The following is a 26,751-nucleotide window of genomic DNA, read 5'->3' as shown; positions in this document are numbered from 1 at the left end:
GGTGAACGAGCGGTGACGGGTCGGCAGGAGTTGGGCTGCCCTGGCGCCGCCGCGCGGACTAGGCTGCCGCGGCATGAGCAGTGAGATTCCGACCCGCGCCGACGTCGTGATCGTCGGTGCCGGGCACAACGGTCTGGTCTCCGCAGTCCTGCTGGCCCGCGCCGGCCTGGACGTCCTGGTGTTGGAGGCCGCCGACGTGATCGGCGGGGCGACCCGCACCGAGAACCCGTTCCCGAAGGTGCCGGGGCTGCGCCACTCCACCGGCTCGTACCTGCTCGGGCTGATGCCCCCGGAACTGCTCGCCACGCTCGACGTACGGATCCCGGTGCTGCGCCGCGACCCGCACTACTTCCTCCCCACCCCGGGCGGCCTCGGCTCGCCGTACCTGCTCTTCGGCAGCGACACCGCCGCCACCCGGGCGCAGCTCGCCGAGTTCTTCTCCGCCGCCGACGTGGCCGCCGACGACGCCATGCAGGCCGAGTTGGCCGCGCTACGGGAAGACCTCGCCCCGGCCTGGCTGGCCGAGCCGCTGAGCGTGCAGGAGACCGCCGAGCGGCACGTACGCCCGGCGCTGCGCCAGGCCTTCGTCGACCTCGTCCAGGGCTCGGTCGCCGACTACCTGGCCCGGTTCGAGTTCCGCTCCGAGCTGCTGGTCAGCATGTACGCGGTGACCGACGGCCTGTCCGGGCTCAATGCCGGCCCGGACGACCCCGGCACGGGTCACAACTTCCTCGTGCACAATATGTGCAGATTGCCCGGTTCCGGCGGAACCTGGATGATCGCCGAGGGCGGGATGGGCACGGTCTCCCGGACGTTCGCCGAGGCCGCCCGCGCCGCCGGGGCGACCATCCTGACCGGTACGCCGGTACGCGCGGTGACCCTGGACGGCGGTGCGGCGAGCGGAGTGGTGCTGGCCGACGGTCGGGAGGTCGCCGCCCGGGTGGTGCTCGGCGCGTGTGACCCGTACCAATTGATGGACCTGTTGCCCGACGGCGCGCTCCCGGCGCGGCTCGGCGAACGGATGGCGGCGGTCCGCCGGCCCGGCACCACCCTCAAGCTCAACCTGGCGCTCAGCGGTCTGCCGCGGTTCTCCTGCCTGCCGGACGGTACGCCGAGCCCGTTCGGCTCGACCATCCACCTGCTGCCCGGGTCCGCGTCGTTGGTCGGCGGGGAGGCGACCTCGCCGATGACCGCGCTGCGCGCGATGTGGGCGGATGTGCAGGCCGGGCTCCTGCCGGCGGAGCCCACCATCGAGTGGTATCTGCACACCACCGTCGACCCGTCCCTCTCCGACGCCGCCGGGCACCACTCGTCGGCGCTGTTCGTCCAGTCGGTCCCCTACCAGCTGGCCGGCACCACCTGGGATGCGGAACTGCCCGGCTACGTCGATCGGCTGATCGGGATCGTCGAGCGGTACGCCCCGGGCACCGCCGACCTGATCGCCGACGCGGTGCCCCTGCCGCCGCCCGGCATCGAGGCACACTTCGGCATCACCGGCGGGCACATCCACCACGTCGACAACACCGTCTCGTTCACCGACCGGATGCCCTACGCCACCGGCGTCGACGGCGTGTACGCGGGCAGCGCCGGCTGTCACCCCGCCGGCAGCGTCATCGGTGCGGCCGGCCACAACGCCGCCCGCCGCATCCTCACCGACCTAGGCCGCTGACCCGCCCTCGGCCGGGCTGGCCGAGGGTCGGAGGTCGCCCGCGCCCCCGATCAGGTAGTAGCCGACCAGCAGGAGGTACGCGCCGAGGCTGAGGATGGGGTCGACGAAGACGACAGCGAAGGCCACCAGGTAGAGCAGGGGCTTGAGGAGTATCCGACGTGCGATCGCCTGGGCCAGCCGGGGATCCAGGTCGGCCAGGAGCAGCCCGCGCCGACGGGCCCACCACCAGGTCAGATTGACGAAGATCGCCTCACCGAGCACGGTGCCGACGTAGAGCGCGGCGGTCAGCCGCTGCTCGGTCACCCCGCCGCGCAGGTTGTCCGAGAGCAGGTCGGCGGTGAACGGGATGGTGGCGATGAAGAGCAGCACGAACAGGTTGAGGACCAGCAGCATCTGATCCACCCGGGCCACGTACCGCCACAGGTTGTGGTGGGCGAGCCAGACCTGCCCGGCGATGGCGAAGGTGATGACGTACGCCAGGTAGGACGGCCAGGCGTGGGCCAGGGCGTCCGGAAGCTCCCGCCCGCTCTCCCGCGCCGGGCCGCTCTGCAGCAGCTCGACGGCCATCACCGTCAGCACGACCGCGAAGACCCCGTCGCTGAACGTCTCCACCCGGGCCGCGTCCCGGGTCTTCTCCCGGCCGCGTCCGTACCGAAACTCGTCCTCCTGGGTGCCCGCCGCCACTCCCGCCCCGCTCCCGGTGCTGCCCCAGCACCCCTCCCCCGCGATCTTGCACTTTCGGTCGCCGTTTTGCGGCCATTGTCCCGCTTTGCATCCACCGAAAGTGCAAGATCGCGGGGGGAGGGGGGTGGGATTAGATCGTGGCTTCGCCGGCGGGGGCCGGGGTCTCCGCGTCTACCCGGTGGGCGCGCACCTTGTGGCCGACGCTGGTGAGGCAGCGGCCGCTGGGCAGGTCGAAGCGCCAGCCGTGCAACTGGCAGGTGAGCTGGTCACCCTCGACGATGCCGAAGCGGGTCAGGTCCGCCTTCAGGTGCGGGCAGCGCCGCTGCACCACCCAGTCGCCCAACGTGATGTCCTCGGCGTCGGTGCTGCGCTCGTGCTCGTCGTACCAGCCCTCGGCGTACTGGAGCCGCTCCTCGGAGAGGCACTTGAAGAACGCGTAGACGAACTCGTTGTACTGGCCGATCCGGGCCGCCGAGAACCGGCAGGACAGGAAGAGCGAGTTGACCCAGTCCACCTCGTCGATGAAGAGCAGATGCTCGATCAGCGACCGCTCGGTCCGGAACCGGTAGCGCACCTTCTCGTCCGCGTACGGCCGGACCTCCTTGCCCGGGAAGTCCACCACGATGGATTCGATCGTCTCGCCGCCCGAGTCGTCAGTGCCCACCAGGTCGAAACGGACCGGGCCGCCGACCCCCTTGGCCAGGTAGATCGACTCGTCGAGCAGCGGCTCGATCCGGCGCTTCATCTCGCCGAGCACGTCCACCTCGGGGTGCCGCCAGGACGCCTTCTCCGCCTCGATGATCGGGCGCTTACGCTCCCGCATCTCCTCCAGATGGGCGACCTTGTTCGCGAAGAACTCCTCCACCGGCACCGGGTGGGTGGTGCTCGCGCCCTCGGTGGTGACCTCGGCGACGCTGCCTGGCAGCAGCACGATGCCGTTGCTGCCGCCGACCTTTGCGTACTCCGACAGGAAGACGGACTGGTCGGGGAAGATGTTGCCCTCGTCGCCGTGGATGTCGTTGAACTGCCACAGGGCGTCGTCGAGGAAGCACGGCGGGCCGGCGATCGGGAAGACGTGCGACGCCTTCAGGTCGTCGATGTACCGCCAGGTCCGGTCGAACTGCCGGTCCCGCTTCTGCTTGCCGAACGCGGTCTTCGCCGCCTGCGGCAGTTCGTAGACCATCGGGTACCAGATCGCGCCGGAGAACTGGAGCAGATGCGCGTGCACGTGCCCCAACTCGGCGAAGACGCTCAGGTCGGTGGGGCGGGCGTCGTTCTGGTTGAGCAGCCGCACCCCCTCGTACTCGACCCAGAGCGAGGAGTCGCCGATCGGCCCGTCGGTCGGGCTGGTCAGCGCCTGAATCATGATCTTCAGACCGCCGGGGAGCTCCACCACCTGCTCGTTGGGTGCCTTCAGGAACTTGGTGAAGCCCAGCGCCCGGAACTCGTCCTCCATCTCCGAGGTGGGGAACTCGGGGAGCAGGACCGTGGCGTCCTTGGAGACGAAGTCCCGCAGGTGCTTCGCGTCGAAGTGGTCCCGGTGCAGGTGGGAGACGTACAGGTAATCGACCTGGCCCAGGCTCTCCCAGTCGAGCAGGGAATTGTCCGGGAAGGGAAACCACGAGGCGAAGTACGCCGGATTGACCCACGGGTCGCACAGGATGCTGCCCGCTGCCGTGTCGATCCGCATGCTGGCGTGCCCGGTTCCGGTCACTCGCACCGCACAGTCCCCCTCAAACAGACAATCAGGTGTACGCCAAACGCTACCGGAGCGAGTCTGATCGCCGCCCCGCGACGCCGGTAGTGCCGTTCAGCCCAGGTAGGCCGGGCCGATGGACAGGAAACCCCCACCCCACCGCGCCGCGCACGAGGCGTGCCAGACTAACCAAAGATCCGATCGCGAGGGAAGGACCGACAGTGGCAGGAAGCGAGCCGGTAACGTCGCCAGACCAGCACAAGCCCGGGCACCGCAAGGCCGGGCAGATCGGCGCCGTGCTGTCCGCACTGGCGCTGCTGGCGATGATCTGCGGCAACCACGAGGGCAGGGTCGAGGACATCTGGCTGATCGGCCTGGCCGCGCTGCTGCTGATCATCGTGATCGGCGACGTCGTGCTGCGGCGCAACGGCCTGCGCTCCTGAGCCGACCCACCGCCGGACGACCGGCCGACGTACGCCGAGGGCCCGCCCCCACCCGGGGGACGGGCCCTCGTCCGTGGCGCGTCCGGGTCAGCGCCCGAAGAGAATGTCCTGCACGTCCTTGAGTGCGGCGTCGACCTCAGCCTCGAAGTAGCCGCCGGGCACCAGGCCGAACCGGAGCGTGTCCAGGTCCTTCGGGTCGACCGGCATCGGGTTGCGGCGCTGCATGCCACCGAGCAGGGTCTCGAAGAACCGGTCGACCTGATCGGGGTCGTACCCGCTGCCGAACCGGCGCACCTGGAAGCTACGGCGGATCTGGTCGACCCGGTACAGGTCGCTGCCGGGCGGGCCGGCCATCGGCGGGCCACCCATCGGGGGGCCACCCATGGGCGGGCCGGCCACAGCGGGCGGACCGGCCATCGGCGGGCCACCGATGCCCTGCTGCGGCAGCGGAGGCGGACCGGCCGGACCACGGCGCATGTCGCGCAGATCCCGCTCCGGCATCCGGATCTCGGCTGTCATGTCGGCACGACCGTGCCGCCCGGCCTCGAAGCCGTCGAAGCGCGGCTCCTCCGGCGGCGGCGGATAACCACCGGGCGAGCGCTGGTCGTCGGGGCCGTACCCGCCACGCTGGTCGTCGGGGCCGTACCCACCACGCTGGTCATCCGGGCCGTACCCGCTGGGCGCGCGCTGGTCATCCGGGCCGTACCCGCTGGGGCCGGCGGGCAGGCCGCGCGGCGGGCCACCGTGGCCACCCATCGGGCCGGGGCCCATCGGGCCACCGGGACCCATCTGGCCGGGGCCGGCCGGGCCACGTGGCGCGTCGTAACCACCGCGGGGGGCGTCGTACCCACCGGCGAAGGCGCCGGTCGGCTCGTCATAGCGGCCGTAGGGCGGGGCGGCCTGCGCGGGCATCGGCCGGGGCGGCATCGGCTGCGGGACCATGCCCCGGTCGTCACGCATCGGCGGACCCATCCGGTCCGGTGGGCCCATCCGGTCACCCATCCGGGGGTCACCACCGCGCCCGGCGCTGTTGCGCTCCTCCAGCTCGGCCAGCTGCCGCTCGACCCGGTCCAGGTGCAGGTCGACCTGCCACTCGTCGTAGCCGTTGAAGCGGACCCGGAAGACGACGTCGTGAACCTCCTGGGAGGCCACCGGGGCGCCGACCTGTCGGCCGTCGAGCGTCGCCTCGACCCGGTCGAGGAAGGCATCCACCTCGTCGACCTTGTATCCCCGGCGGAGCGCCTTGCGCCGGAAACGCTGACCCTGACTCGCCACTATGTCTCCTGGTCTCGTTCGCCACGCCCGGTCACGCCGGTGCCTCTCCGGCGCGGTCGGTGTTGGTGTCGTTGTCCTCGGCGGCGGCGAGTTGGCCACACGCGCCGTCGATCTCGCGACCTCGGGTGTCCCGAACTGTGGTGGACACCCCGGCGTCGCGCAACCGCCGGACGAACTCCCGCTCGACCGGCTTCGGGCTCGCGTCCCAGCGGCTACCCGGCGTCGGATTGAGCGGAATGAGGTTCACGTGGGCCAATTTGCCGGCCAGCAGCCGCCCGAGCAGGTCGGCTCGCCACGGCTGGTCGTTCACGTCCTTGATCATTGCGTACTCGATCGACACGCGACGGCCCGTCCGGGCGGCGTAGTCCCACGCTGCGTCCAGCACCTCGGCTACCTTCCAGCGCTGGTTTACCGGCACGAGTTCGTCGCGCAGATCATCATCGGGCGCGTGCAACGACAGCGCAAGGGTCACTGAGAGGTCTTCGCTGGCCAGTCGGCGGATGGCCGGAACCAGGCCGACCGTGGAAACGGTGATGTGTCGCTGGGACAGGCCGAGCCCCTCCGGAGCCGGGCTGACCAGCCGACGGATCGCCGCGATCACCCGGTTGTAGTTGGCCAGCGGCTCGCCCATGCCCATGAAGACGACGCGCGACAACCTCGGCGGGGAGCCCGCGACCACGCCGGAGGCGGCCACCCCGGCCATGTACACCGCCTGGTCGACGATCTCCGCCGTCGACAGGTTACGGGTCAGCCCGGCCTGGCCGGTCGCGCAGAACGGACAGGCCATGCCGCAGCCCGCCTGACTGGAGATGCAGACGGTCACCCGGTCCGGGTAGCCCATCAGCACGCTCTCCACCAGCGCGCCGTCGTGCAGCCGCCAGAGGGCCTTGCGGGTCGCGCCGTCGTCGCAGGCCAGCTCGCGCACCGGGTTGAGCAGCGGCGGCAGCAACGTCTCGGCCAGCCGTTCCCGGGTCGCCGCGGGCAGGTCGGTCATCGCCTGCGGGTCCCGGACCAACCGACCGAAGTAGTGGTTGGAGACCTGCTTGGCGCGGAAGGCCGGCTCCCCCAGCCCGGTGACCAGCGCCTGGCGGCCGGCCAGGTCCAGGTCAGCGAGGTGTTGAGGGGGCATGGAGGCCCGGCGCGCGGCGGGGGCGGCCGAGATGGCGGGGATCAGGGGCAGGCTCGTCATGGCTGGTCCAGTGTGTCACGCCGTCGGCGGCGGGTGCCGCTGCGGAGGTGCCGAACCGGCCGCGACCGCCGCAGGCGGAGGACCGGGACGCCGTGATTCATACCTCAGTTCACCACCGGCACGAAGACCGCCAGCAGCAGGTAGGCCGTCGGCACCGCGAACAGGATCGAGTCCAGTCGGTCCATCAGACCGCCATGGCCGGGCAACAGGTTGCTCATGTCCTTCACGCCGAGATCCCGCTTGATCATCGACTCGGCCAGGTCACCGAGGACCGCCGCGCAGGAGACGGCCACCCCGAACAGCGCACCCCACCAGGGGGCCACCTCGAACATCAACCACAGCAGCACCGCACCACCCAGGGCCGCCGCGGTGACCGAACCGGCGAAGCCCTCCCAGGACTTCTTCGGGCTGATCGACGGGGCCATCGGGTGGCGGCCGAAGGAGACGCCGGCCGCGTACCCGCCGGTGTCGGAGAGGACCACACCGATCAGCGTGGCCAGAATGCGCAGGTGGCCATCGTCGGGGGCCGCCGCCAGCAGGGCCGCGAAACCGGCGAGGAACGGCACGTAGACGGCGATCAGGGTGGCCGCGGTGAGATCGCGCTGGAAGCCGGCCGGCCCGTCGCCCAGCCGCCAGATCATCGTGCCCAGCACCGTGACCAGCAGCCCCAGGCTGAGCGCGTCCGGGCCGGCGAACCAGGCCAGGCCCACGGTCAGTACGCCGCCGGCGATCAGCGGCACCAGCGGTGGGTGAGCGCCGCTGCGCCGGACCGCCCGGGCCATCTCCCAGCTGCCGACGGCGACGGCGGCGGCGATCACCGGCAGGAACGCCAACGGGTAGACCACCAGCGGCACCACGATCAGCGCGCCGAGGCCGAGCCCGACCCCGATCGCCGCGGGGAGGTTGCGGCCGGCCCGCCCGGTGCCCACCTGCTGGGTGGCCGGGCGGTCGAGGCTGGCCCGACGTCGCCCCTTCGTCCGTCGACCGGCCACCGGAGGCTCGTCCGGCGCCACCTCGGCCCGGACGGGCGCGAGCTGCTCGGTCGGATATCCCGGGTCGTCGAAGCGCACGGGCGGACCCTCGTCCGGGCCGTCGAAACGGGTCGGGTCGTCGAAGCGACCACGGTCCGGGCCGTCGAAACGGGTCGGGTCGTCGAAGCGACCACGGTCCGGGCCGTCGAAACGGGTCGGCCCGTCGCCAGGGGCGGGGGGACGGTCGAAGTACCGGTCACCGCGACCCCGGTCGTCGTACCGGTCGGGCTGGTTGCGGTCGTCGAAACGATCATGCCGGTCGCGGTCGTCGAAACGGTCGTCCGGACGGACCGGGCGACCACGCTCGTCGTACGGGTCCGCCGGGAGCGGGTCGGCATACGGCCGGGCGTGCGGGTCGGCGTACAGCTCAGGGCCGGCGGCTGGACGGCGGCTCCACGGGCCGGCGTCCAGGTCCTGGTCCGGCCAGGGCAGCGCCACCGGGCGCTCCGGCCGGTCCCAGCCGCGAGGCTCGCTGCCGTAGGGGTCGGGGTGGGACATCACGCACCGCGACGCGGCACGAGAACCACCACATGACGCAAGACCACAAGCATCCCCTACACGTGCGATGTTCCTCCGATTGACCGCCCCGACGGTCGGTCGATCCCCGGTGTTCACCGCCCGGTGGCCGGGAATCCTGCCGAGCCTACTGCACACGCCGGATCGGCACGGCCGACGAGGCACGCCGACGGACGCCACCCGCGCCGCCAGCCCGCCGACCAGCGACGCACACCCATTCGGTACGGCACGCCGCAGCGGATCCGCAGCCGTCGATCCGACTCGTCCGGTGCACGATCGAGTACTGAGCCGCACACGCCCGGCGTGGTCCGCTGGTGGCGCGCCGGCCCGAGCCTGCGCGTCCGATCGGGGGAAGGGCACTCACATGTACAAGTTCGGTCTCGCGGTGCTGACGGTGACCGCCATGGTCCTGGGAGCAGGGGCACCGGCCGCCGCCACCGCGGCACGTACCAGGATCACCATCGACCGCCACGCCAGCGAGTTGTTCCCGTTCGAGCCGCCCGTCGGCGAGCCGGGAGTGACGTACCCGGCGACAGCGGTCACGGCCACCGCCCGGAACTGCCCGGCCGGCATCGTCCTCATGTCGGCCTCGCTGGTGCAGGACGGCCTGCCGACTCTCTGGGCCACCGGCGGACACGGCGCTGGCGAGATCCTCTGCGACGGCGGCACCGTCGAGCTCGGGATGGCGTTCGCCCGGATCGCTCCGGCGCTGCACCCCGGACGGGCCACCGCCCACTTCTCGCTGCGCGACTCGAACACCGGAGAGCAGTTCGCGGAGAGCACCAGGACCGTCTGGATTCCCTGCTGACCCACAGCACGAGGCCCGTTCCCGAAGTCGGGAACGGGCCTCGGAGCAACTCACCCGCCCAACGGATGGGCGATCACACCTCGAGCAGCTCGGTTTCCTTGTGCTTCACCAAGTCGTCGACGCTGGCCACGTAGCGCTGGGTGAGGTCGTCGAGTTCCTTCTCGGCACGGCGACCGTCGTCCTCGCCCGCCTCGCCGTCCTTGACGATCCGGTCCAGCTCCTCCTTGCCACGGCGGCGGACGTTGCGGATCGCCACCTTGGCCTCCTCGCCCTTGTGCCGGGCCACCTTGATCATGTCGCGGCGGCGCTCCTCGGTCATCTGCGGGAGCAGGATGCGCAGCTGGGTGCCCTCGTTGTTCGGGTTCACCCCGAGGTCCGAGTCGCGGATCGCCTTCTCCATCGCATTGATCTGCGAGTTGTCGTACGGCTTGATGATGGCCATCCGCGGCTCGGGGATCGCGATGGACGCCATCTGCGTCAACGGGGTGGGCGTGCCGTAGTAGTCGATGATGACCTTGGAGAACATGGCGGGGTTGGCGCGGCCGGTGCGGATGGCGCCGAACTCCTCCTTGGCGTGCTCGACCGCACGCTCCATCTTCTCCTCGGCCTCGAGGAGGGTGTCGTCGATCACCGGTCTCCTCGCCTCCTTCTGTGCTCGTCGTGGGCCTTGCTGAAAGTCGTCAGACCGCCGCTGCCGTCGCCGTCGGCGGGGCTCAGGCGGTGATCAGGGTGCCGATCTTGTCGCCACCCACCGCGCGGATGATGGTGTCGTCACCCTGCGCGCCGAAGACCAGCATCGGCAGGCCGTTCTCCATGCAGAGGCTGAACGCCGCCGCGTCGGCCACCCGCAGGTTGCGGCGCAGCACCTCGGAGAAGGTGATCGAGTCGAGCTTGCTGGCGGTGGGGTCGATCCGGGGGTCGGCGGTGTAGACACCGTCCACGCCGTTCTTGCTCATCAGCACCACGTCGGCCCGGATCTCCAGCGCCCGCTGGGCGGCCACCGTGTCGGTGGAGAAGTACGGCATCCCGGCGCCGGCACCGAAGATGACCACGCGGCCCTTCTCCAGGTGCCGGATCGCCCGCAGCGGGATGTACGGCTCGGCGACCTGGGCCATCGTGATGGCGCTCTGCACCCGGGTCTCGATGCCCTCCTTCTCCAGGAAGTCCTGGAGAGCGAGGCAGTTCATCACGGTGCCGAGCATGCCCATGTAGTCGGCGCGGGCCCGGTCCATCCCACGCTTCTGCAGCTCCGCGCCACGGAAGAAGTTGCCACCGCCAACCACCACGGAGACCTGTACGCCGCGGCGGACCACGGTGGCGATCTGCCGGGCGATGGCCTGGACGACGTCCGGGTCGACGCCGATAGCGCCGCCACCGAACACCTCGCCGGAGAGCTTCAGCACCACCCGGCGGGCGCGCCCCGGCGGCGGTGCCGTCGGGTCGTCCAGTTCCAGCGTCCGGTCACTCACAACCTGCGTCATCCGCCCCGCCCTTCCCCACGCGCACGCCCCGTGCGGCGCGTACCGCGAACCTGCCGCTGCTGACCCTATGTGACGAGGAGGCCGCGGTGCCTGTCACGTACACCGGCGGCCTCCTCGTTGACGTCTTCTGCCCACGGGCGCCAGCGGCGCCCGATGGCGGCTCAGGCCTGGCCGACCTCGAACCGCACGAAGCGGGTGACCTCGATGCCGGCCTCGGCCAGCAGCTGCTTCACCGACTTCTTGTTGTCGGCCACGGACGCCTGCTCGATCAGGACGTAGTCCTTGAAGAACGAGTTGACCCGACCCTCGATGATCTTCGGCAGGGCCGCCTCGGGCTTGTTCTCCTCGCGGGCGGTCTGCTCGGCGATGCGCCGCTCGGACTCGACGACCTCGGCCGGAACCTCGTCCCGGGTGAGGTACTTCGGCCGCATCGCGGCGATCTGCATGGCCACACCACGGGCGTCGGCGTCGCCGGCCTCGTCGGTCTTGCCGGTGTACGACACCAGCACACCAACGGACGGCGGCAGGTCCTGGGCCTTGCGGTGCAGGTAGACGGCGGTGGTGCCCTCGACCCGGGCGAACCGGTTGAGCACCAGCTTCTCGCCGATCTTGGCGGACTGCTCCTGGATCAGGTCCGCGACGACCTTGCCGTCGAGCTCGGTGGCGAGCAGCTCCTCGGCGGAGTTCGCGCCGGAGCGCTCCCCGTGCTCGACCAGCTGCTGGGCCAGCGCGATGAACGACTCGGTCTTGGCGACGAAGTCGGTCTCGCAGTTGAGCTCGAGCAGCGCCTTGCCGGAGTGGGCGACCAGGCCGTTCGCGGCCGTACGGCCGGCCCGCTTGCCGACGTCCTTGGCGCCCTTGACGCGCAGGATCTCGATGGCCTTGTCGAAGTCGCCCTCGGCCTCGGTCAGCGCCTTCTTGCTGTCCATCATGCCGGCGCCGGTGAGGTCGCGGAGCTTCTTGACGTCCGCGGCGGTGATTTGGGACATGGCTCTCTCTTCGGTGTTGAGACGGCGTGTGGATGGTCAGAGGTGCCGGTTACCCGGATCCGGGCTGATCGTGCCCGGCGTGCCGCCGCTGCCCGCCGTCCGGGAAAACGGACAGCGGGGCAGCGACGGTGCGATCACTCCGCGGTGGCTGCCGCCGGCTGCTCGGTGGCGGCCTGCGCCGGCTGCTCCGGGGTGGCGGGCTGCTCGGCGGCGGCAGCGGCGGGCTGCTCGGCCGACTCGTCGGCCTTCTTCGGCTCGAGCAGCTCGCGCTCCCACTCGGTCAGCGGCTCGTCGCTCGCGACACCCTCGGGCTTCTCGTCGTTGCCCCGGCGGCGGCCGGAACGCGCGATCAGGCCATCGGCGACGGCGGCGGCGACGACCTTGGTCAGCAGCTCGGCCGAGCGGATCGCGTCGTCGTTACCCGGGATCGGGAAGTCGACCTCGTCCGGGTCACAGTTGGTGTCCAGCACCGCGATCACCGGGATGCCCAGCTTGCGGGCCTCGTCGACGGCGATGTGCTCCTTCTTGGTGTCGACGATCCAGACCGCGGCGGGGAGCTTCTGCATGTCCCGCAGACCACCGAGGGTGCGGGTCAGCTTGATCTTCTCGCGGGAGAGCTGCAGGGTCTCCTTCTTGGTGTACCCGGCGGCGGTGCCGCTGAGGTCACCCAGGGCCTCCAGCTCCTTCATCCGCTGAAGGCGCTTGTACACGGTCTGGAAGTTGGTCAGCATGCCACCGAGCCAGCGGTGGTTCACGTACGGCTGGCCGACCCGGGTCGCCTGCTCGGCGATCGCCTCCTGGGCCTGCTTCTTGGTGCCGACGAACAGGATGCTGCCACCCTCGGCGACGGTCCCACGCACGAACTCGTACGCCTTCTCGATGTACTCGAGGGTCTGCCGCAGGTCGATGATGTAGATGCCGTTGCGCTCGGTCATGATGAAGCGCTTCATCTTCGGGTTCCAGCGCCGGGTCTGGTGCCCGAAGTGGACACCGCTCTCCAGCAGCTGACGCATGGTCACGACGGCCATGGTTGGGGTACTCCTCAAGGTCCCTGGTTGTCACGCCCGGCCGGTGGCCGGGCGTCCTGGCGCCTGGTCGCCGACCCATGGTGGACCCGATCAAGATCGGGACCAGGGAGGCCGTCGCTCCACGACGATTCGTGAAGAGGGCGCGCGAGGTCGACCGCACGAGGCGGTCGCCAGTTGGCCAGTGTACGCCCCTACCGCGTTGAGCCGCCCCGGGGTGCGTCTGGGGTGCTGCTCCGCCGCGCGAGTTGCTGACACGATCGCGCTAGGTCGTGAAAATAGTGGCCGCCGCGTCGTCGGAGGCCACTATTTCCTGGTTGTCCGGATCGTCTTCCTGGTTGTTGTCCGGATCGCCGGCGCGCGCCGCCGGCGGGGCAGGCCAGGCCGGGTCAGCCGGCGGGGCAGGCCAGGCCAGGTCAGCCAGCGGGGCAGGCCGGGCCAGGTCAGCCGGCGGCGAGCGCGGCGGCGAGGAAGAGCACCAGCCCGACGGTCAGGTAGGCCGTTGGCGGGCGGAGCCAGCCCCGGCCGCTGTCGGCCAGCGCCAGACCTCCGGTTCGGAGCCCGTACAGCCCGGTTGCGAAGATCGGCAGTCCGGCAACCAGGGCGATACCGACCACCACGTTCCCGGCGTCCACCGGATCGCCGGTCACGCCCGCCAGCAGCACCCGCAGTGCGGGAACCTCGAAGATCAAGACCAGCAGGGCGAAGAGTACGGCCAGCACCGGACGACGGGTCCGATAGACGCCATCGACGGCTGGCGGATACGCCGGCGGCTCGCTCACGGGCAGGTCGGGGCGGGGGCCGATCCCCGGCATCGGGCCGGTCGGCATCTCCAGCGGGTGCGGCGTGTCGCCGCCGCCCCGGGTCGGCTCGATGATCGGGTACCCGCCGAGCGGCGCGGGACGCGCCTGGTCAGCGAGCACGCTGGCCGGCGGGGCGACGGCCGGCGACGCGGTGTCGCGGGCCGCCTCCGGTGTGGCGCTGGTCAGCGGGGATCCCGCATCGGTCGACTCCCGGGCAGCCCGGCGTCCGGGCAGCTCACCGGAGGTCTCCGAGGGGTCCCGATCCGCCCGCCACGACCGGGTGGCCCGGTAGGCGTCTGCTCCGGGGTCGACCGCACCGAATCGTCCCGAATCAGCCTCACTCGCACCGAACCGGCCGCTCTCGACGTCCAGGGCGCCAAAGCGACCGGAGTCCGACTCAGGCGTACCGCCGAAGCGGCCCGCGTCGACGGCGCCGAAGCGTCCCGAGTCCGGCTCCCGGCGGCGGCCGACGCCGGTGTCCTCGACGGAGCGGCCGTCCTCCGTGCCACGCTGCTCGGGGATCTCGCTGTCCCGGTATCGCGGCTCGCCCGCACCGCGCCACTCCGACTCGCCGTAACCGCGACCCCGCTCGTCGGGGTACCAGCGCGACTCCTGATCTTCCGGGAAACTCCGTCGTCCGTCCACGTCAGGCACCGTATGCGACCGGCCACGCCCGCGCCATTTCAGCCCGCCGGCAGCCCCGCCGATTACCCGTAGCGCGCGGCACGAGCCGCGCCCAGGGTGGCGCCGCCGCGGCCCCGCACCTTGATCAGGTGATGAAAAGTAGGTCGGCGGCGGCCCTGACACCTACTTTCCATCACCTGATCATGGCGGCCGGCCGATGGACTGCGGCAACCCGCGGTGCCGGCCCTCGGACGGAGGCGCGACGCCGGTAGCACAGCGTGGGCTTGATCGTCCGGCTGTCCACAGCGCACCCGTTGTCCACAGGTGGGCCCCCGCCGGGTCGCGGCGATCGCACTCCTGCGGGCACCGTGCCGACCATGACGAAGCGGAACCAGGCGGTTGGCGCGTACGGCGAGCGATGCGCCGCCCGGCACCTGACCGAGGCGGGGCTGCGCCCGATCGCCCGAAACTGGCGCTGCGCGGCCGGGGAGATCGACATCATCGCGTGGGACGGGCCGGTGCTCGTCTTCTGCGAGGTGAAGACCCGCCGGGGTGACGACTTCGGCACCCCGGCGGAGGCGGTCGTGCCGGCCAAGGCACGCCGGTTGCGAGGGCTCGCCGCGCGATGGCTGTCCGAGACCGGTACGACCGCGGACGAGGTGCGTTTCGACGTGCTGTCGGTACGGCTGCCCGACCTGGGTCCGGCGCAGGTCGACCACCTCAAGGGCGCGTTCTGAGATGGGCACCCGGAGGATCGGTGACGCGCCGTGAGCTACGCGAAGGTGCTCTGCGTGGGGTTGGTCGGGGTGACCGGCCACCTGGTCGAGGTGGAGGCTGACCTGGCCGCCGGCCTACCGGCGGTGGTGATCTCCGGCCTGCCGGACACCGCCCTGCACGAGGCCCGCGACCGGGTCCGCGCCGCCGTGGTCAACTCCGGCCAGCGCTGGCCCAACCGACGGATCACCCTCAACCTGCTGCCCGCCACGCTGCCGAAATTCGGCTCGGCCTTCGATCTGGCCATCGCCGCGGCGCTGCTCGGCGGCTCAGGTGAGCTGCCACTGCTTCCCCTGGAGGGCGTGGTGATCCTCGGCGAGTTGGGGCTGGACGGAACGGTCCGCCCGGTGCGCGGGGTGCTCCCGATGGTCGCCGCCGCGGCCCAGGCCGGCGTCGCGCGGGTGATCGTCCCGGTCGGCAACGCCGCCGAGGCCGCCGTGATCCCCGGGGTACGGGTGCGCGCCGTGGACACCCTGCACCGGCTCGTCACCTTCGTTCGCGACGGCGCCCCGCTGATCGAGCCACCGGCGGACGTCCCGGCACCGGTGGTCGGTGGGCCGGATCTCGCCGACGTCGCCGGGCAGCAGATGGGCCGACGCGCCCTGGAGGTCGCCGCGGCCGGCGGGCACCACCTGGCACTGCTCGGCCCTCCGGGTGCCGGCAAGACGATGCTCGCCGAACGACTGCCGTCGATCCTGCCCGAGCTGGACGACGACGCGGCGCTGGAGGTCACCGCGCTGCACTCGGTCGCCGGGCTGCTGCCGCCGGGCGGGCGATTGCTGCGTCGCCCACCGTTCCAGGCGCCACACCACACCGCGACCGTGCCGGCGTTGGTCGGTGGTGGCACCGGCTTGGCCCGGCCCGGCGCGGTGTCGCTCGCGCACCGCGGGGTGCTCTTCCTGGATGAGGCTCCCGAGTTCAGCAAGGGCGCGCTGGAGGCGTTGCGCCAGCCACTGGAGCATGGCCACATCCAGCTCAGCCGCAGCGGGGGCGGCACCGTGTACCCGGCCCGGACCCAGTTGGTACTGGCGGCCAACCCGTGTCCGTGCGCGAAGCCGTCCGGCGACGCGCACTGCGAGTGCAGCCCGCTGGTCCGCCGCCGCTACCTGGGCCGGCTCTCCGGGCCGCTGCTCGACCGGATCGACGTCCAGGTGCGGCTGATGCCGGTGCGGGCGGCGGAGCTGATGGCCACCGACGGCGACGTCGAGCCATCGGCGACGGTCGCCGCCCGGGTGGCGACGGCGCGGCAGGCGGCGGCCACCCGGTGGGCCGAGCTCGGCCGACGACTCAACGCCGAGGTGGACGGCCCGCACCTGCGCCGACCGCCGTGGCGACTGCCGGCCCGGGTCACCGCCGAGTTGCGGGGCCGGCTCGACTCCGGCTCGTTGTCCGCGCGCGGCTTCGACCGGGTGATCCGGATGGCCTGGACCATCGCCGATCTCGACGGCCGGCACCGGCCGGACCGGGACGACGTCCGGGAAGCGCTGCAACTACGAACGGGGGAGGCGACGTGAGCGCCGAGGAGGAACGAAGGCTGGCCCGGGTCGCCCTGACCTGGCTGGCAGAGCCGGGTACTCGCGCGGTGCACCGCCTGGTCGAACGACACGGTCCGGTGGCGACCCTGGATCTGCTGCTCGACGGCGGCAGCCCGGACGGCTGGCTGCACACCACGGTCGCCGCACGCTCGGCGGCCGGCGACGCACGGGCGGTGGCGGCGGAGGCGTTGGAGCGGGCGGACCGGCTGGGTGCCCGCCTGGTCACACCGGACGACGAGGAGTGGCCGGCCCAGGTCGCCGGCCTGGCCACGCTGCGCCTGCCGGACGTCAGCCGGCGGGTGGACGGTGAGACCGCCCCACCGCTCTGCTTCTGGGTACGCGGAAGCTGGCCGCTCGGCGAGGCCCTGGATCGCTCGGTGGCCGTGGTCGGCGCGCGGGCGGCCACCGGCTATGGCCAGCACGTGGCGACCGAGCTGGGGTACGGGTTGGCGGAGCGGGACTGGACCGTCGTGTCCGGTGGGGCGTTCGGCATCGACGCCGCCGCCCACCGAGGCGCCCTCAACGCGGGCGGGCTGACCGTGGCGGTGCTCGCCTGCGGGCTGGACCGGCCGTACCCGATGGGCAACACCGCGCTCTTCGACCGGATCGCCGACACCGGGCTGCTGGTCAGTGAGTGGCCGCCGGGCGCCGAGCCGCTGCGACCCCGGTTCCTGATCCGCAACCGGGTGATCGCCGCAGGCACCCTGGGCACCGTCGTGGTGGAGGCGTCGGCGCGCAGTGGCGCGACGCAGACCGCGCGCCGAGCCATCTACGCCAATCGGGTGGCCATGGTGGTGCCGGGGCCGGTGACCTCGGCGATGTCCGTCGGTGCGCACGAGTTCCTGCGCGAGCACCCCAAGGCGCGGCTGGTCACCGGAGTGGCGCACGTGCTGGAGGAGGTGGGCCGGATCGGCGCGGACCTGGCCCCGCTGGCGCGCGGACCACAGCGGCCCGCCGACGTGCTGGACGACGACGCGCGGTCCCTGCTGGAGGCGCTGCCCCGCCGGGGCGCGATGGGCGTGGACCGGCTCGCCGCCCGCGCCCGTGTCGACGTACGGACCGCGTTGCGCAAGCTGTCGCTGCTGGAGGAGCTGTCCATGGTGGTCCGTCGCGAGGATGGTTACGCCCTCGCCCCACCCACCAAACCGAAGCGTGCGGCAGCGGAGGAGACGTCCGGGCTGGTCTGAGGCGAGCGTGCGCGGGGCATCGGGCTGCCGCTCTTGCCGGTACGGTGCGCGGTCATGGGTGCAATCAAGCCGTGGCACATCAGCGTGCTCTGCTGTCTCATCACGACCGCCGTGCTCGTTGCCGGCCTGATCGTCTTCCTGATCAAGAGGAGCAACCGCCGGCAGTCGGGGTGAACAGCGGCATCGTCGTGTCCGGTGACGTACGCGGATCGGCCGTAGGCTGGTGCCGTGCCAGCTGTGAGTCAGGGTGCCTGGGCCGTTGGACCGGCCGCCACGCCGGGGCGACCACGATGAGTCGACCCGACCGGGGCACCCGCGCGATGCACCAGGCACTGCCGTCGGCGCTGCGCGACGCGGTCGACGACTTCGCCGAGCACCTGTCCCGGGTTCGTAACCGGTCGGCGCACACCGTCCGCGCGTACGTCACCGATCTCGTCTCGCTGCTCGACCACGCCGTCCGGATGGGCTGCGTCGACCTCGCCGAGCTGGACCTGTCGGTGCTGCGCAGTTGGCTGGCGCGCCAGCGCACCACCGGTGCGGCACGCACGTCGTTGGCCCGTCGGGCCGCGTCGGCGCGGGCGTTCAGCGCCTGGGCGCACCGGGCCGGGCTGCTCCCCGCCGATGTGGGCGCCGCGCTGGCCAGCCCTCGCGCCCACCGGGAGTTGCCCAGCGTGCTGCGCGCCGACCAGGCCGCCGCTCTGGTCGAGGCGCCGTCCCGGCAGGCACCAGCCCAGCAAGCACCAGCCCAGCAAGCGCCGGCCATGGCCCCACCACCCACGGACACAGCACCCGTAGACCGGACACTCGCGGACCCACCTCACCCGGTCCCACCTCACCCGGACCTACCAGCCGGGCCAGCACGAGGCGCGGCGGAAGGGGTCGAGGCGGTGCCACTACGGGACCGGGTGTTGTTGGAGCTGCTCTACGCCACCGGCGTACGGGTCAGCGAGGTGTGCGGGTTGGACGTCGGCGACGTCGACCACGGCCGGCGGGTGATCCGGGTGTTCGGCAAGGGCGGGCGGGAGCGCTCGGTGCCGTACGGGGTGCCCGCCCAGCGAGCATTGGACGACTGGTTGCGTCGGGGCCGCCCGGCGATGGTGGGCGCCCGCTCCGGTGACGCGCTGCTGCTGGGTGCCCGGGGCGGTCGACTCAACCCGACGACCGCGCGGCAGATCGTCGGGGCGTACGCCGAGACCGCCGGACTACCCCGAACCAGCCCGCACGGGCTGCGCCACTCGGCGGCCACCCACCTCCTGGAGGGTGGTGCGGATCTGCGCGCCGTGCAGGAGTTGCTCGGTCACTCGTCGCTGGCCAGCACGCAGATCTACACCCACGTGTCGGTCGAGCGGCTGCGCGCCGCCTACCGGCAGGCCCATCCGCGCGCCTGATCAGAGGCCGAAAGGCGAGACAGCCCGACGGTTACGATCATCAGGTGAGCGTCCCGCAGCCCCCTGAGCCGATCCCGGGCGCCCGCCTGCTCTTCTCCCTGGACCCGGCGGTCAGCCACCTCAACCACGGCTCGTTCGGCGCGGTGCCGATCGGCGTACAACGCGCCCAGCAGCGGCTGCGCGACGAGATGGAGGCCAACCCCCTGCGCTTCTTCACCCAGGGGCTGGTCGACCGGATCGCGCACACCCGCCGGCACCTCGCCGGCTTTTTGGGCGCTGACCCGGACGGCAGCGCCCTGGTGGGCAACACCACCACCGGCGTCGCCGTGGTGCTCCAGTCGGTGGGCCTACGAGCCGGCGACGAGGTGCTGAGCACCGACCACGGGTACGGGGCGGTGAGCCTGACCATCCAGCGCGAGTGCCGCCGCACCGGCGCGGTCAGCCGGGTCCTGCCGATCCCGCTGGCCGCCACCGACGAGCAGATCGTGCAGACCATTCGGGCGGGCCTGCGCCCCGGGCGGACCCGGCTGCTCGTCGTCGACCAGCTCACCTCGGCCACCGCCAAGCTCTTCCCGATCGCGGCCATCGTCGGGGTGGCCCGGGAACACGGCGTGCCGGTCCTGGTGGACGCCGCGCACGCCCCGGGCATGCTGTCCACCCCGGTGAGCGGCATCGGCGCGGACTTCTGGGTGGGCAACCTGCACAAGTGGGCGTACGCCCCACGCGGGACCGCCCTGCTGGCGGTGGCACCGCAGTGGCGGGACCGGATCGAGCCCTTGGTGGTGTCCTGGGAGCAGGAGTCCGGGTTCCCGGCTCGGATCGAGTGGCAGGCGACTCTGGACTACACGCCCTGGCTGGCCGCTCCGGCGGGCCTGTTCACGATGCGCAGTCTCGGCGTCGACCGGGTGCGGGCACACAACGCGGCGCTCGCCGCGTACGGCCAGCGGGTGGTGGGGGACGCCCTGGGGGTGCCTCCCACCGACCTGCCCGACCCCGGCGGGCCGGGGGTGTCTCTGCGCATCATTCCGCTGCCACCCGACCTGGGCACCACGATCGACGCCGCGCGGGCGTTGCAGACGCGGATCGGTGAGCGGCTCGCCACCGAGGTGGCCGTGATGAGCTGGAACGGCCGGGGGTGGCTGCGGCTCACCGGCCAGGTCTACAACGCCGCCGACGAGTACGAACGGCTGGCCGCACGGCTGCCGGCACTGCTCGCTCAGCGCTGACCGGACGGACCGGAAGCAGGCGCACCGGGCCGAGGCCGAGTAGGGCCAACGGGTCGAGATAGTCCTCGCCCCGGCGCAACCCCCAGTGCAGGCACGCCTCGGCGGGGCAGCCCGGATGGCCGGGCAGCAGCTCGCCCAGCGGCGCGCCGGTGGTGACCGGCTGGCCGGTGCGTACGGCGGGTTGGACCGGCTCGTGGGTGGTCCGCAGCCCGTCGGCGTGCCCCACGGTGACCACCGGTCGACCGGCCACCAGACCCGCGAAGAGCACGGTGCCGGGCCCCGCGCTGCGGACCACCGCTCCCGCCGGGGCCGCCAGGTCGACGCCCCGGTGCCCGGCCAGCCACGGTCGGGGCGGCGGGTCGAAACGACGTACCGGTCGAGGTGGCCCGTCAAGGGGCCAGCGGAACCGGCCGGCGGGCGCTGGGGCCGCGACCGGCACGGTCAGGGCGGCGACCGGCACGGTCGGCGTCGGTGGTTGGCCGGGCATCGCCGCGACCAGCACCGCCAGCCCGCAGAGCTGGACGGTCAGCCCGAGGGGAAGGGCGGCGCAGAGCAGCAGGGTACGGCCGATCGAGCCGGGGGATGGCGGTCGCATGACGGCAGCCTCCGGCCGAGGCCGGGTCGTCCGCCAGCCCGGCCGACGCGGCTGTGGACAACCGACGGTGCTGTGGACGACCACCCGACGGCGTCGATGATCTGTTATGACCGGGAGGTCACCACCACTGCGTGTTGGCACCGGTCTCGTAGTCGTACTCCTCGACGTGGTCCCATTCCTCGCCGGTCACCTTCTGGTAGGCGTTGGATGGGACATCGAGAATCGATTCCGCGTGCGCGGCCTCCTCGCTGGTGAAACACTCGAACGCCGACGGGTCGGTTAGCACGGCATCGACTGCCGCCGGTCCCGCCACCACCACCGCGCAACGGGCGTACAGGAAGTCGTCATCGGTCAGCGCGTCCGCGCCCGCTGGAACAGCCTGAGCGAGCACCCGGCGGTCCAGTTGGTGGAGCGTGAACGCGAGCGTCTCGGCGAAATCGATGATCCGCTCCACCGGCTCTTTTGACAGCACGGCGGTCAACCGCTCGTACGGCCGGTCGTCCTGGGTTTCGGGCCGACCGCCCAGCACGGCGACGAACCGCCAGAACTCTTCATCCGCAAGCATCAAGATCCTCAATGATCGCCCGACCGAACCCAGCACCAGTCTCCCTCTCCTCCTGGCTGCCCCCCGCGCAACCGGCGCCTCCGGGCCGTTCCGGGTCGCCACGGAGGGCCTAGGCTGGGCCGCGTGCGGCGGGTGCCGCCGCCTGGACCGGGGAGGCCCTGCATGACAGCTGTCGACGACCGCCCGCCCACGGTGGCCGACGTGAGCGGCCCGTCCCGGCTGGCGGAGCCGGACGAGGCGATCAGCGCCGAGGAGTTGCAGCTCGCGGCCCGCAACCACGGCATCCCGTTGGAGGCGCTGCGTTACGACGTCACCCCGGCCGGGCTGCACTACCTGCTGATCCACTACGACATCCCGGAGCTGCACCCGGCGACGCACACGCTGAGTATCGGCGGAGCGGTGGACCGACCGCTGTCGGTCACCCTCGCCGACCTTCGGGAGCGGCCGCGGGTCACCCGGCAGGTGACCCTGGAGTGCGCCGGCAACGGGCGAGCCCTGCTGCACCCCCGGCCGGTCAGCCAGCCGTGGCTGGTCGAGGCCGCCGGCAACGCGGAGTGGACCGGCACCCCCCTCGCTCCGCTGCTGCGCGAGGCGGGCATCGGCCCGGACGCCGTGGACGTGGTCTTCACCGGTGCCGATCACGGCGTCGAGCGCGGGGTCGAGCAGGACTACCAGCGGGCGCTTCCGGTCGCCGACGCACTGCGCGAGGAGGTGCTGCTGGCGTACGAGATGAATGGCGCTCCCCTGCTGCCGCAGCACGGCGCGCCGCTGCGGCTGATCGTGCCGGGCTGGTACGGCATGGCGCACGTCAAGTGGCTGCACTCCATCGAGCTGCGCACCGAGCCGTTCGAGGGGTACCAGAACGCGGTGGCCTACCGGGTGCGCCGCGACGCCGACGACCCGGGCGTCCCGGTCACCCGGATCGAGCCGCGCGCGCTGGTCCGCCCGCCCGGTTTCCCCGACTTCATGTCCCGCCGCCGGGTGCTGCGGCCCGGCCCGTGCACCCTGGACGGCCGGGCCTGGTCCGGGCACGCGCCGGTGGTCGCCGTGGAGGTGACCACCGACGGCGGGGAGAGCTGGACACCGGCCGAGCTGGACCCGGCGGACGCGGGGGATTTCGCCTGGCGACGCTGGCGGCACGAGTGGGTCGCCACGCCGGGTCGGTACGTGCTCGGCGCGCGGGCGACCGACGCGTCCGGGCGGACCCAGCCGGTCGAGCAACCGTGGAACCGTGGCGGCTTCGCCAACAACCTGGTGCAGCGGGTCGAGGTCGTGGTGCCGGCCGAGTGACCGGTGGCGGGCGTCACGCCACGGGTGGGGGGCCCGTGGCACGGCCCAGCGGCTCGGCTGTGCCCAGCGGCTCGGCTGTGCCCAGCGGCTCGGCTGTGCCCAGCGGCTCGGCTGTGCCCAGCGGCTCGGCTGTGCCCAGCGGCTCGGCTGTGCTCAGCCGCCGAAGCCGGAGTCGGCGGGCAGCGAGATGTCGGGCTTCTCCAGCTCCTCGACGTTGACGTCCTTGAAGGTCATCACTCGGACGTTCTTCACGAAGCGGGCAGGACGATACATGTCCCACACCCAGGCGTCGTGCATCTCGACCTCGAAGTAGACCTCGCCGTCGGAGTTGCGCACGTGCAGGTCGACCTGGTTGGCCAGGTAGAACCGGCGCTCCGTCTCCACCACGTAGGAGAATTGGCGGACAATGTCGCGGTACTCCCGGTAGAGCTGCAGCTCCATCTCGGTCTCGTACTTCTCGAGATCTTCCGCGCTCATCGCACTCCGCCTTCCATGGCCACATCTTCCCCCACCGGCGTCGGAGGCCGAGGCTGCTCGCCCAACGCCACGCCGACGGTACCCCCTGACGCCCACGAGCGCTCCATCGGCTCATCCGGGCCGTGGCCGCCGGGCCGTCGGGCGCGCGGCGGCCGGCCGTCGCGGCCGGAGACCGCGGCGACATTGACGTACGAGAACCGGTGCTCCCGGCACGGACCGTGCTCCCGCAGCGCCGCCGAGTGCTCCGGGGTGATGTAGCCTTTGTGCTCGGCGAAGCCGTACGCCGGGAACACGCCGTCCAGCTCCACCATGAGCCGGTCCCGGGTGACCTTGGCGAGCACACTGGCCGCCGCCACGCACGCGGCCACCCGGTCGCCCTTCCACACCGCCAGCCCCGGAACGCCCAGGCCGTCCACGCCGAAGCCGTCGGTCAGCACGTACTCCGGGCGGGTGGTGAGCGAGGCGAGCGCGCGGCGCATCGCGGCCAGGTTGCACACGTGCAGGCCCCGGGCGTCGACCTCCTCGGCCGGAATGACCACCACGGCGTACGCGAGTGCGCGGTCCACGACCTCCGCGTAGACCCGTTCCCGGCTGGCCGGGGTGAGCAGTTTCGAGTCCGCCAGCCCGTCGATCTCGCCGCGTCGCCCCTCGGGCAGCACCGCCGCGGCGGCGACCAGCGGACCGGCGCACGCCCCCCGGCCCGCCTCATCGGCACCGGCGACGTACCGGAAGCCACGCCGCTGCAACGCCCGCTCCAGGGCATACAGGCCGGCTTCGCGGCGCACCACGGTGCGCGGCGGGGTCAGCACGGCGCCTCGTCCTGCCCGGTGGCGGTCGACTGCCCCAGCCGGGTCAGCAGGGCGGGCAACTCGGGCGGGTAGAACCGGTCACCGCTGGCCACCAACTCGTCGGGAATCCACCAGCGGTGATCGGCGATGCTGCGCCGCTCGATGTCGTTGAAGCCCGTGGTGTCCACCTGCCAGGAGTCCACCCGGAAGAGGAAGAAATCCTGCTCCTGGCGGTACCAGATGCCGTCGAACGAAAACTCTGTCGCGTCGGACCAGACCGGCTCGCCCAACTCTGCCGGGTCGAGCCGCAGACCGGTCTCCTCGGCCAACTCGCGGGCCGCGCCCGCCGCCGGGGACTCCAGCGGGTCGAGCCCGCCGCCCGGGGTGAACCAGTAGCGGTGCCCGGGTCGAGCCGGGTCGAAGCCCTCGAACAGCAGCACCCGGCCGGACGCGTCCACGAGCAGCACGCGGGCCGCCCGTCGAGGGGTGTGGACACGGTCGGCGCTGTTCGCGCCTGCGGGGCTCGGAAGCTCACTCCTCGCGCTCACGGTCACCGCACCAGCCTGCCAGACCGACGCCGGATCGCCCACGCCCCGTCGGTCTACGGCTTGGGAATGCCGTCGAACTCATCTGGCACGGTCAACCAGGTGGCCCGGTTGACCGGCCAGAAGACGGTGAACGCCCGCCCGACCACGTCCTTCTCGGGGATGGTGGCCTCGGTGATGTTCTGCCCGGACTGCTGCCAGTGCTCCAGTGAGTCACCGGAGGCCGAGCGGTGGTCGCCCATCACCCACAGCCGGCCCTCCGGCACGGTGATGTCGAACTCCTGGTCGGCCGGCTTGTCGCGAATCCCGTCCCGCGAGAAGATGTACGGCTCGTCCAGCGACTTGCCGTTGATCACCAGGCGCTCCTCCGGGTCGCAGCAGACCACGTGGTCGCCGGGGATGCCGATCACCCGCTTGATGAAGTCCTCACCGTCGGGGTTGCCGCTCCACTCGATCGGAGCCTTGAACACGATCACCTCGCCGCGATGCGGTGATCGGAAGTCGTAGACCAGTTTGTTGACCAGCACCCGGTCATCGATCATGAGGGTGTTTTCCATGGACGGGGAGGGGATGAAGAAGGTCTGCAGCACGAAGGCGCGGACCAGCACCGCGACCAGGATCGCCACACCCAGCAGGATCGGCAGCTCCTTCCAGAAGGAGCTGCGCGGCTTGTCGGTCTGCTCGTCAATCACGCCAAGGAGCCTACGTTGCCGGGCTGGACGGCACCGTCCGGAACGCGCGGGAACCACGGAGTGCGGCAGCCAACGGGAGAATCAGCAGCACACCGCCCTGCGGAGTCGGCCGCGCCGGAGGCTGCCCGGAAGAGGCCGTGGCCGGCGCGGAGACATCCTCGAACGTCGCGGGCACCGACAGCGCGCTCCAGCGCGACGACGGCCAGACCACCATGAAGGCGCGGCCGACCACGTTGTCGATCGGCACCGGCCCCTGGCAACGCGCGTCCTGGGAGACCTCCCGGTGGTCGCCCATCACGAAGATCTGACCGGGCGGCACGACGACCTCGTCGAAGCGCCGGGAGCGACACTCCGACGGGTTGGGCGGCAGGTCCAGTGGTGAGTCCCGCAGAACGTACGACTCGTTGAGCGGCGTGCCGTTGACGGTCACCCGCCCCTGACTGTCGCAGCACTTGACCCGGTCGCCGGGGAGACCGATCACCCGCTTGATGAAGTCCTTCTCACCGGGTCGGCTCACCCCGACCAGGTCGCCGACGGTGCGGGCGAGCCGGCCGGCGACACCGGGTTTCGGCTGCTCGTCGACCTGCGGCGCCCAGCGGTCGGTGCCCCGGAAGACCACCACCTCGCCCCGCAGCGGGTCACGCACGTCGTAGACGACCTTGTTGACCAGCACCCGGTCACCGATGAGGAGGGTGTCCTCCATCGAGCCGGAGGGGATGAAGAACGCCTGGAGCAGGAAGGTGCGGATCAACACCGCGAGGCAGAACGCGACCACCAGCAGCAGCGGCAACTCCTGCCAGAGGGGCATCTGCCGGCGGACGCGGCGAGCCCGTCGGCGCCACGGATCGACGGTGCCGTCCTCGTCAAGCGTCTGCACCACGCCACTCCCCGGTCCGCAGAAAAACCACCGCCCGGGAGCCTCGTCGAGGCTCCACGGGCGGTAGTGGACAGCTGCCCGCCAGGTGGGCGGGACCGCCGCCTAGCTGCGCCCGTACGACCAGGGTAGTGCGCTCTGGTCGGTACGGCATACGCGCAGCTCGGGCGGCGTGGCGAGCGGGAAGTCAGCTGGGCTGCTTCTCCCGCTTCTCCTTGATCTTGGCCTTCTTGCCGCGCAGCTCGCGCAGGTAGTAGAGCTTGGCGCGACGCACGTCACCGCGGGTCACGATCTCAATCCGGTCGATGCCCGGGCCGTTGAGCGGGTAGGTCCGCTCGACGCCGACACCGAAGCTGACCTTGCGGACCGAGAAGGTCTCGCGCAGACCGTCACCCTGGCGGCGGATCACGACGCCCTGGAAGATCTGGACACGGGACCGGTTGCCCTCGACGACGCGGGCGTGCACCTTGACGGTGTCACCGGCCCGGAAGTCGGGAAGGTCGGTCCGCTTCGACTGGGCGTCAAGGGCGTCCAGGATGTTCATCGCTGCGTCCTCGTAAGGCTCACGGCGCACCGTCACTC

27 protein-coding genes are annotated in these 26,751 nt (G+C 71.8%); 9 read left to right on the top strand and 18 right to left on the bottom strand.

What is annotated here, in order from left to right:
• Positions 1–73 precede the first annotated feature (73 nt).
• The gene (locus ACIBF8_RS07070; RefSeq protein ID WP_396781441.1) at positions 74–1,669 is read left to right on the top strand and encodes a phytoene desaturase family protein; all 1,596 of its coding nucleotides are present in this window, start codon (positions 74–76) and stop codon (positions 1,667–1,669) included.
• On the opposite strand, the gene ACIBF8_RS07065 is transcribed toward ACIBF8_RS07070, so the two are convergent.
• A complete protein-coding gene (locus ACIBF8_RS07065; RefSeq protein ID WP_396781440.1) occupies positions 1,658–2,353 on the bottom strand; it encodes a TMEM175 family protein in 696 nt (231 codons plus the stop codon). The genes ACIBF8_RS07070 and ACIBF8_RS07065 overlap by 12 nt on opposite strands.
• A gap of 130 nt (positions 2,354–2,483) precedes the next feature.
• A complete protein-coding gene (locus ACIBF8_RS07060; protein ID WP_396781439.1) occupies positions 2,484–4,073 on the bottom strand; it encodes a Rieske 2Fe-2S domain-containing protein in 1,590 nt (529 codons plus the stop codon).
• Positions 4,074–4,270: 197 nt separating this feature from the next.
• Here ACIBF8_RS07060 and ACIBF8_RS07055 point away from each other — a divergent pair, with 197 nt between their 5' ends.
• The gene (locus ACIBF8_RS07055) at positions 4,271–4,492 is read left to right on the top strand and encodes a DUF2631 domain-containing protein (RefSeq protein WP_036391268.1); all 222 of its coding nucleotides are present in this window, start codon (positions 4,271–4,273) and stop codon (positions 4,490–4,492) included.
• A gap of 87 nt (positions 4,493–4,579) precedes the next feature.
• Here the strand turns inward: ACIBF8_RS07055 and ACIBF8_RS07050 are convergent, their stop codons facing one another.
• The 3 genes from ACIBF8_RS07050 to ACIBF8_RS07040 all read right to left on the bottom strand — a co-directional run bounded on the left by ACIBF8_RS07050 (position 4,580) and on the right by ACIBF8_RS07040 (position 8,485).
• Positions 4,580–5,767, bottom strand: coding sequence for a DivIVA domain-containing protein (locus ACIBF8_RS07050; RefSeq protein ID WP_396781438.1), 1,188 nt, complete (start codon positions 5,765–5,767; stop codon positions 4,580–4,582).
• A gap of 31 nt (positions 5,768–5,798) precedes the next feature.
• Positions 5,799–6,956, bottom strand: a complete 1,158-nt coding sequence (gene rlmN / locus ACIBF8_RS07045; RefSeq protein WP_396781436.1) for a 23S rRNA (adenine(2503)-C(2))-methyltransferase RlmN — start codon at positions 6,954–6,956, stop codon at positions 5,799–5,801.
• A 104-nt stretch (positions 6,957–7,060) separates the two neighbouring features.
• Entirely contained in the window at positions 7,061–8,485 is a 1,425-nt protein-coding gene (locus ACIBF8_RS07040) for a phosphatidate cytidylyltransferase (RefSeq protein ID WP_396781435.1), read from the bottom strand.
• A 382-nt stretch (positions 8,486–8,867) separates the two neighbouring features.
• Between ACIBF8_RS07040 and ACIBF8_RS07035 the strand changes: the two genes are divergently transcribed.
• Complete coding sequence (locus ACIBF8_RS07035) at positions 8,868–9,311, top strand: hypothetical protein (protein ID WP_396781434.1); 444 nt, start codon at positions 8,868–8,870, stop codon at positions 9,309–9,311.
• A 73-nt stretch (positions 9,312–9,384) separates the two neighbouring features.
• Here the strand turns inward: ACIBF8_RS07035 and frr are convergent, their stop codons facing one another.
• From frr to ACIBF8_RS07010, 5 genes are all read right to left on the bottom strand, one after another.
• Entirely contained in the window at positions 9,385–9,942 is a 558-nt protein-coding gene (frr, locus tag ACIBF8_RS07030; protein ID WP_396781433.1) for a ribosome recycling factor, read from the bottom strand.
• Positions 9,943–10,024: 82 nt separating this feature from the next.
• Positions 10,025–10,792 (bottom strand): UMP kinase, encoded by a 768-nt coding sequence (gene pyrH / locus ACIBF8_RS07025; protein ID WP_030335195.1) that lies wholly within the window; start codon positions 10,790–10,792, stop codon positions 10,025–10,027.
• 161 nt (positions 10,793–10,953) lie between these two features.
• Complete coding sequence (tsf, locus tag ACIBF8_RS07020; protein WP_396781432.1) at positions 10,954–11,781, bottom strand: translation elongation factor Ts; 828 nt, start codon at positions 11,779–11,781, stop codon at positions 10,954–10,956.
• Between the two features lie 134 nt (positions 11,782–11,915).
• Positions 11,916–12,809, bottom strand: coding sequence for a 30S ribosomal protein S2 (gene rpsB, locus ACIBF8_RS07015; protein WP_396781431.1), 894 nt, complete (start codon positions 12,807–12,809; stop codon positions 11,916–11,918).
• A 440-nt stretch (positions 12,810–13,249) separates the two neighbouring features.
• Complete coding sequence (locus ACIBF8_RS07010; protein WP_396781430.1) at positions 13,250–14,254, bottom strand: hypothetical protein; 1,005 nt, start codon at positions 14,252–14,254, stop codon at positions 13,250–13,252.
• Positions 14,255–14,610: 356 nt separating this feature from the next.
• On the opposite strand from ACIBF8_RS07010, the gene ACIBF8_RS07005 reads away from it, so the two are divergent.
• From ACIBF8_RS07005 to ACIBF8_RS06985, 5 genes are all read left to right on the top strand, one after another.
• Positions 14,611–14,970 carry a YraN family protein gene (locus ACIBF8_RS07005; RefSeq protein WP_396781429.1) on the top strand — a complete coding sequence of 120 codons (360 nt, stop codon included), beginning with the start codon at positions 14,611–14,613 and terminating at the stop codon, positions 14,968–14,970.
• 30 nt (positions 14,971–15,000) lie between these two features.
• Positions 15,001–16,521, top strand: a complete 1,521-nt coding sequence (locus ACIBF8_RS07000; protein WP_396781428.1) for a YifB family Mg chelatase-like AAA ATPase — start codon at positions 15,001–15,003, stop codon at positions 16,519–16,521.
• The gene (locus ACIBF8_RS06995; RefSeq protein ID WP_396781427.1) at positions 16,518–17,729 is read left to right on the top strand and encodes a DNA-processing protein DprA; all 1,212 of its coding nucleotides are present in this window, start codon (positions 16,518–16,520) and stop codon (positions 17,727–17,729) included. The genes ACIBF8_RS07000 and ACIBF8_RS06995 overlap by 4 nt, the downstream gene beginning before the upstream one ends.
• 290 nt (positions 17,730–18,019) lie before the next feature.
• Positions 18,020–19,117, top strand: a complete 1,098-nt coding sequence (locus ACIBF8_RS06990) for a tyrosine recombinase XerC (protein WP_396781426.1) — start codon at positions 18,020–18,022, stop codon at positions 19,115–19,117.
• 44 nt (positions 19,118–19,161) lie between these two features.
• Complete coding sequence (locus ACIBF8_RS06985) at positions 19,162–20,343, top strand: aminotransferase class V-fold PLP-dependent enzyme (protein ID WP_396781425.1); 1,182 nt, start codon at positions 19,162–19,164, stop codon at positions 20,341–20,343.
• Here ACIBF8_RS06985 and ACIBF8_RS06980 read toward each other — a convergent pair.
• Together ACIBF8_RS06980 and ACIBF8_RS06975 are read right to left on the bottom strand one after the other, a co-directional pair.
• Positions 20,264–20,830 carry a murein hydrolase activator EnvC family protein gene (locus ACIBF8_RS06980; protein ID WP_396781757.1) on the bottom strand — a complete coding sequence of 189 codons (567 nt, stop codon included), beginning with the start codon at positions 20,828–20,830 and terminating at the stop codon, positions 20,264–20,266. The two genes, ACIBF8_RS06985 and ACIBF8_RS06980, sit on opposite strands and share 80 nt — an antisense overlap.
• A gap of 226 nt (positions 20,831–21,056) precedes the next feature.
• Complete coding sequence (locus tag ACIBF8_RS06975) at positions 21,057–21,539, bottom strand: DUF4240 domain-containing protein (RefSeq protein ID WP_396781424.1); 483 nt, start codon at positions 21,537–21,539, stop codon at positions 21,057–21,059.
• A 126-nt stretch (positions 21,540–21,665) separates the two neighbouring features.
• On the opposite strand from ACIBF8_RS06975, the gene ACIBF8_RS06970 reads away from it, so the two are divergent.
• Positions 21,666–22,793 carry a sulfite oxidase gene (locus tag ACIBF8_RS06970; RefSeq protein WP_396781423.1) on the top strand — a complete coding sequence of 376 codons (1,128 nt, stop codon included), beginning with the start codon at positions 21,666–21,668 and terminating at the stop codon, positions 22,791–22,793.
• Positions 22,794–22,946: 153 nt separating this feature from the next.
• Here the strand turns inward: ACIBF8_RS06970 and ACIBF8_RS06965 are convergent, their stop codons facing one another.
• The 6 genes from ACIBF8_RS06965 to rplS form a co-directional block, all read right to left on the bottom strand.
• Positions 22,947–23,270 carry a DUF2469 domain-containing protein gene (locus ACIBF8_RS06965; RefSeq protein WP_007075222.1) on the bottom strand — a complete coding sequence of 108 codons (324 nt, stop codon included), beginning with the start codon at positions 23,268–23,270 and terminating at the stop codon, positions 22,947–22,949.
• Positions 23,267–24,079 carry a ribonuclease HII gene (locus tag ACIBF8_RS06960; protein ID WP_396781422.1) on the bottom strand — a complete coding sequence of 271 codons (813 nt, stop codon included), beginning with the start codon at positions 24,077–24,079 and terminating at the stop codon, positions 23,267–23,269. The genes ACIBF8_RS06965 and ACIBF8_RS06960 overlap by 4 nt, the downstream gene beginning before the upstream one ends.
• Complete coding sequence (locus ACIBF8_RS06955) at positions 24,073–24,612, bottom strand: NUDIX hydrolase (protein WP_396781421.1); 540 nt, start codon at positions 24,610–24,612, stop codon at positions 24,073–24,075. Before ACIBF8_RS06955 ends, ACIBF8_RS06960 begins: the two co-directional genes overlap by 7 nt.
• A 47-nt stretch (positions 24,613–24,659) precedes the next feature.
• Positions 24,660–25,295: a signal peptidase I gene (lepB, locus tag ACIBF8_RS06950; protein WP_396781420.1), complete on the bottom strand. Its 636-nt coding sequence runs from the start codon at positions 25,293–25,295 to the stop codon at positions 24,660–24,662.
• Positions 25,296–25,305: 10 nt separating this feature from the next.
• Positions 25,306–26,175 carry a signal peptidase I gene (gene lepB / locus ACIBF8_RS06945; RefSeq protein ID WP_396781419.1) on the bottom strand — a complete coding sequence of 290 codons (870 nt, stop codon included), beginning with the start codon at positions 26,173–26,175 and terminating at the stop codon, positions 25,306–25,308.
• A 181-nt stretch (positions 26,176–26,356) separates the two neighbouring features.
• The gene (rplS, locus tag ACIBF8_RS06940) at positions 26,357–26,713 is read right to left on the bottom strand and encodes a 50S ribosomal protein L19 (RefSeq protein ID WP_007456548.1); all 357 of its coding nucleotides are present in this window, start codon (positions 26,711–26,713) and stop codon (positions 26,357–26,359) included.
• Between the last annotated feature and the right edge of the window lie 38 nt (positions 26,714–26,751).

This window comes from Micromonospora sp. NPDC050276, from assembly GCF_044459545.1.
GTDB lineage: Bacteria > Actinomycetota > Actinomycetes > Mycobacteriales > Micromonosporaceae > Micromonospora.
The sequence above is the reverse complement of the archived record's forward strand: the minus strand, read 5'-3'. Positions and strand labels throughout refer to the sequence as shown.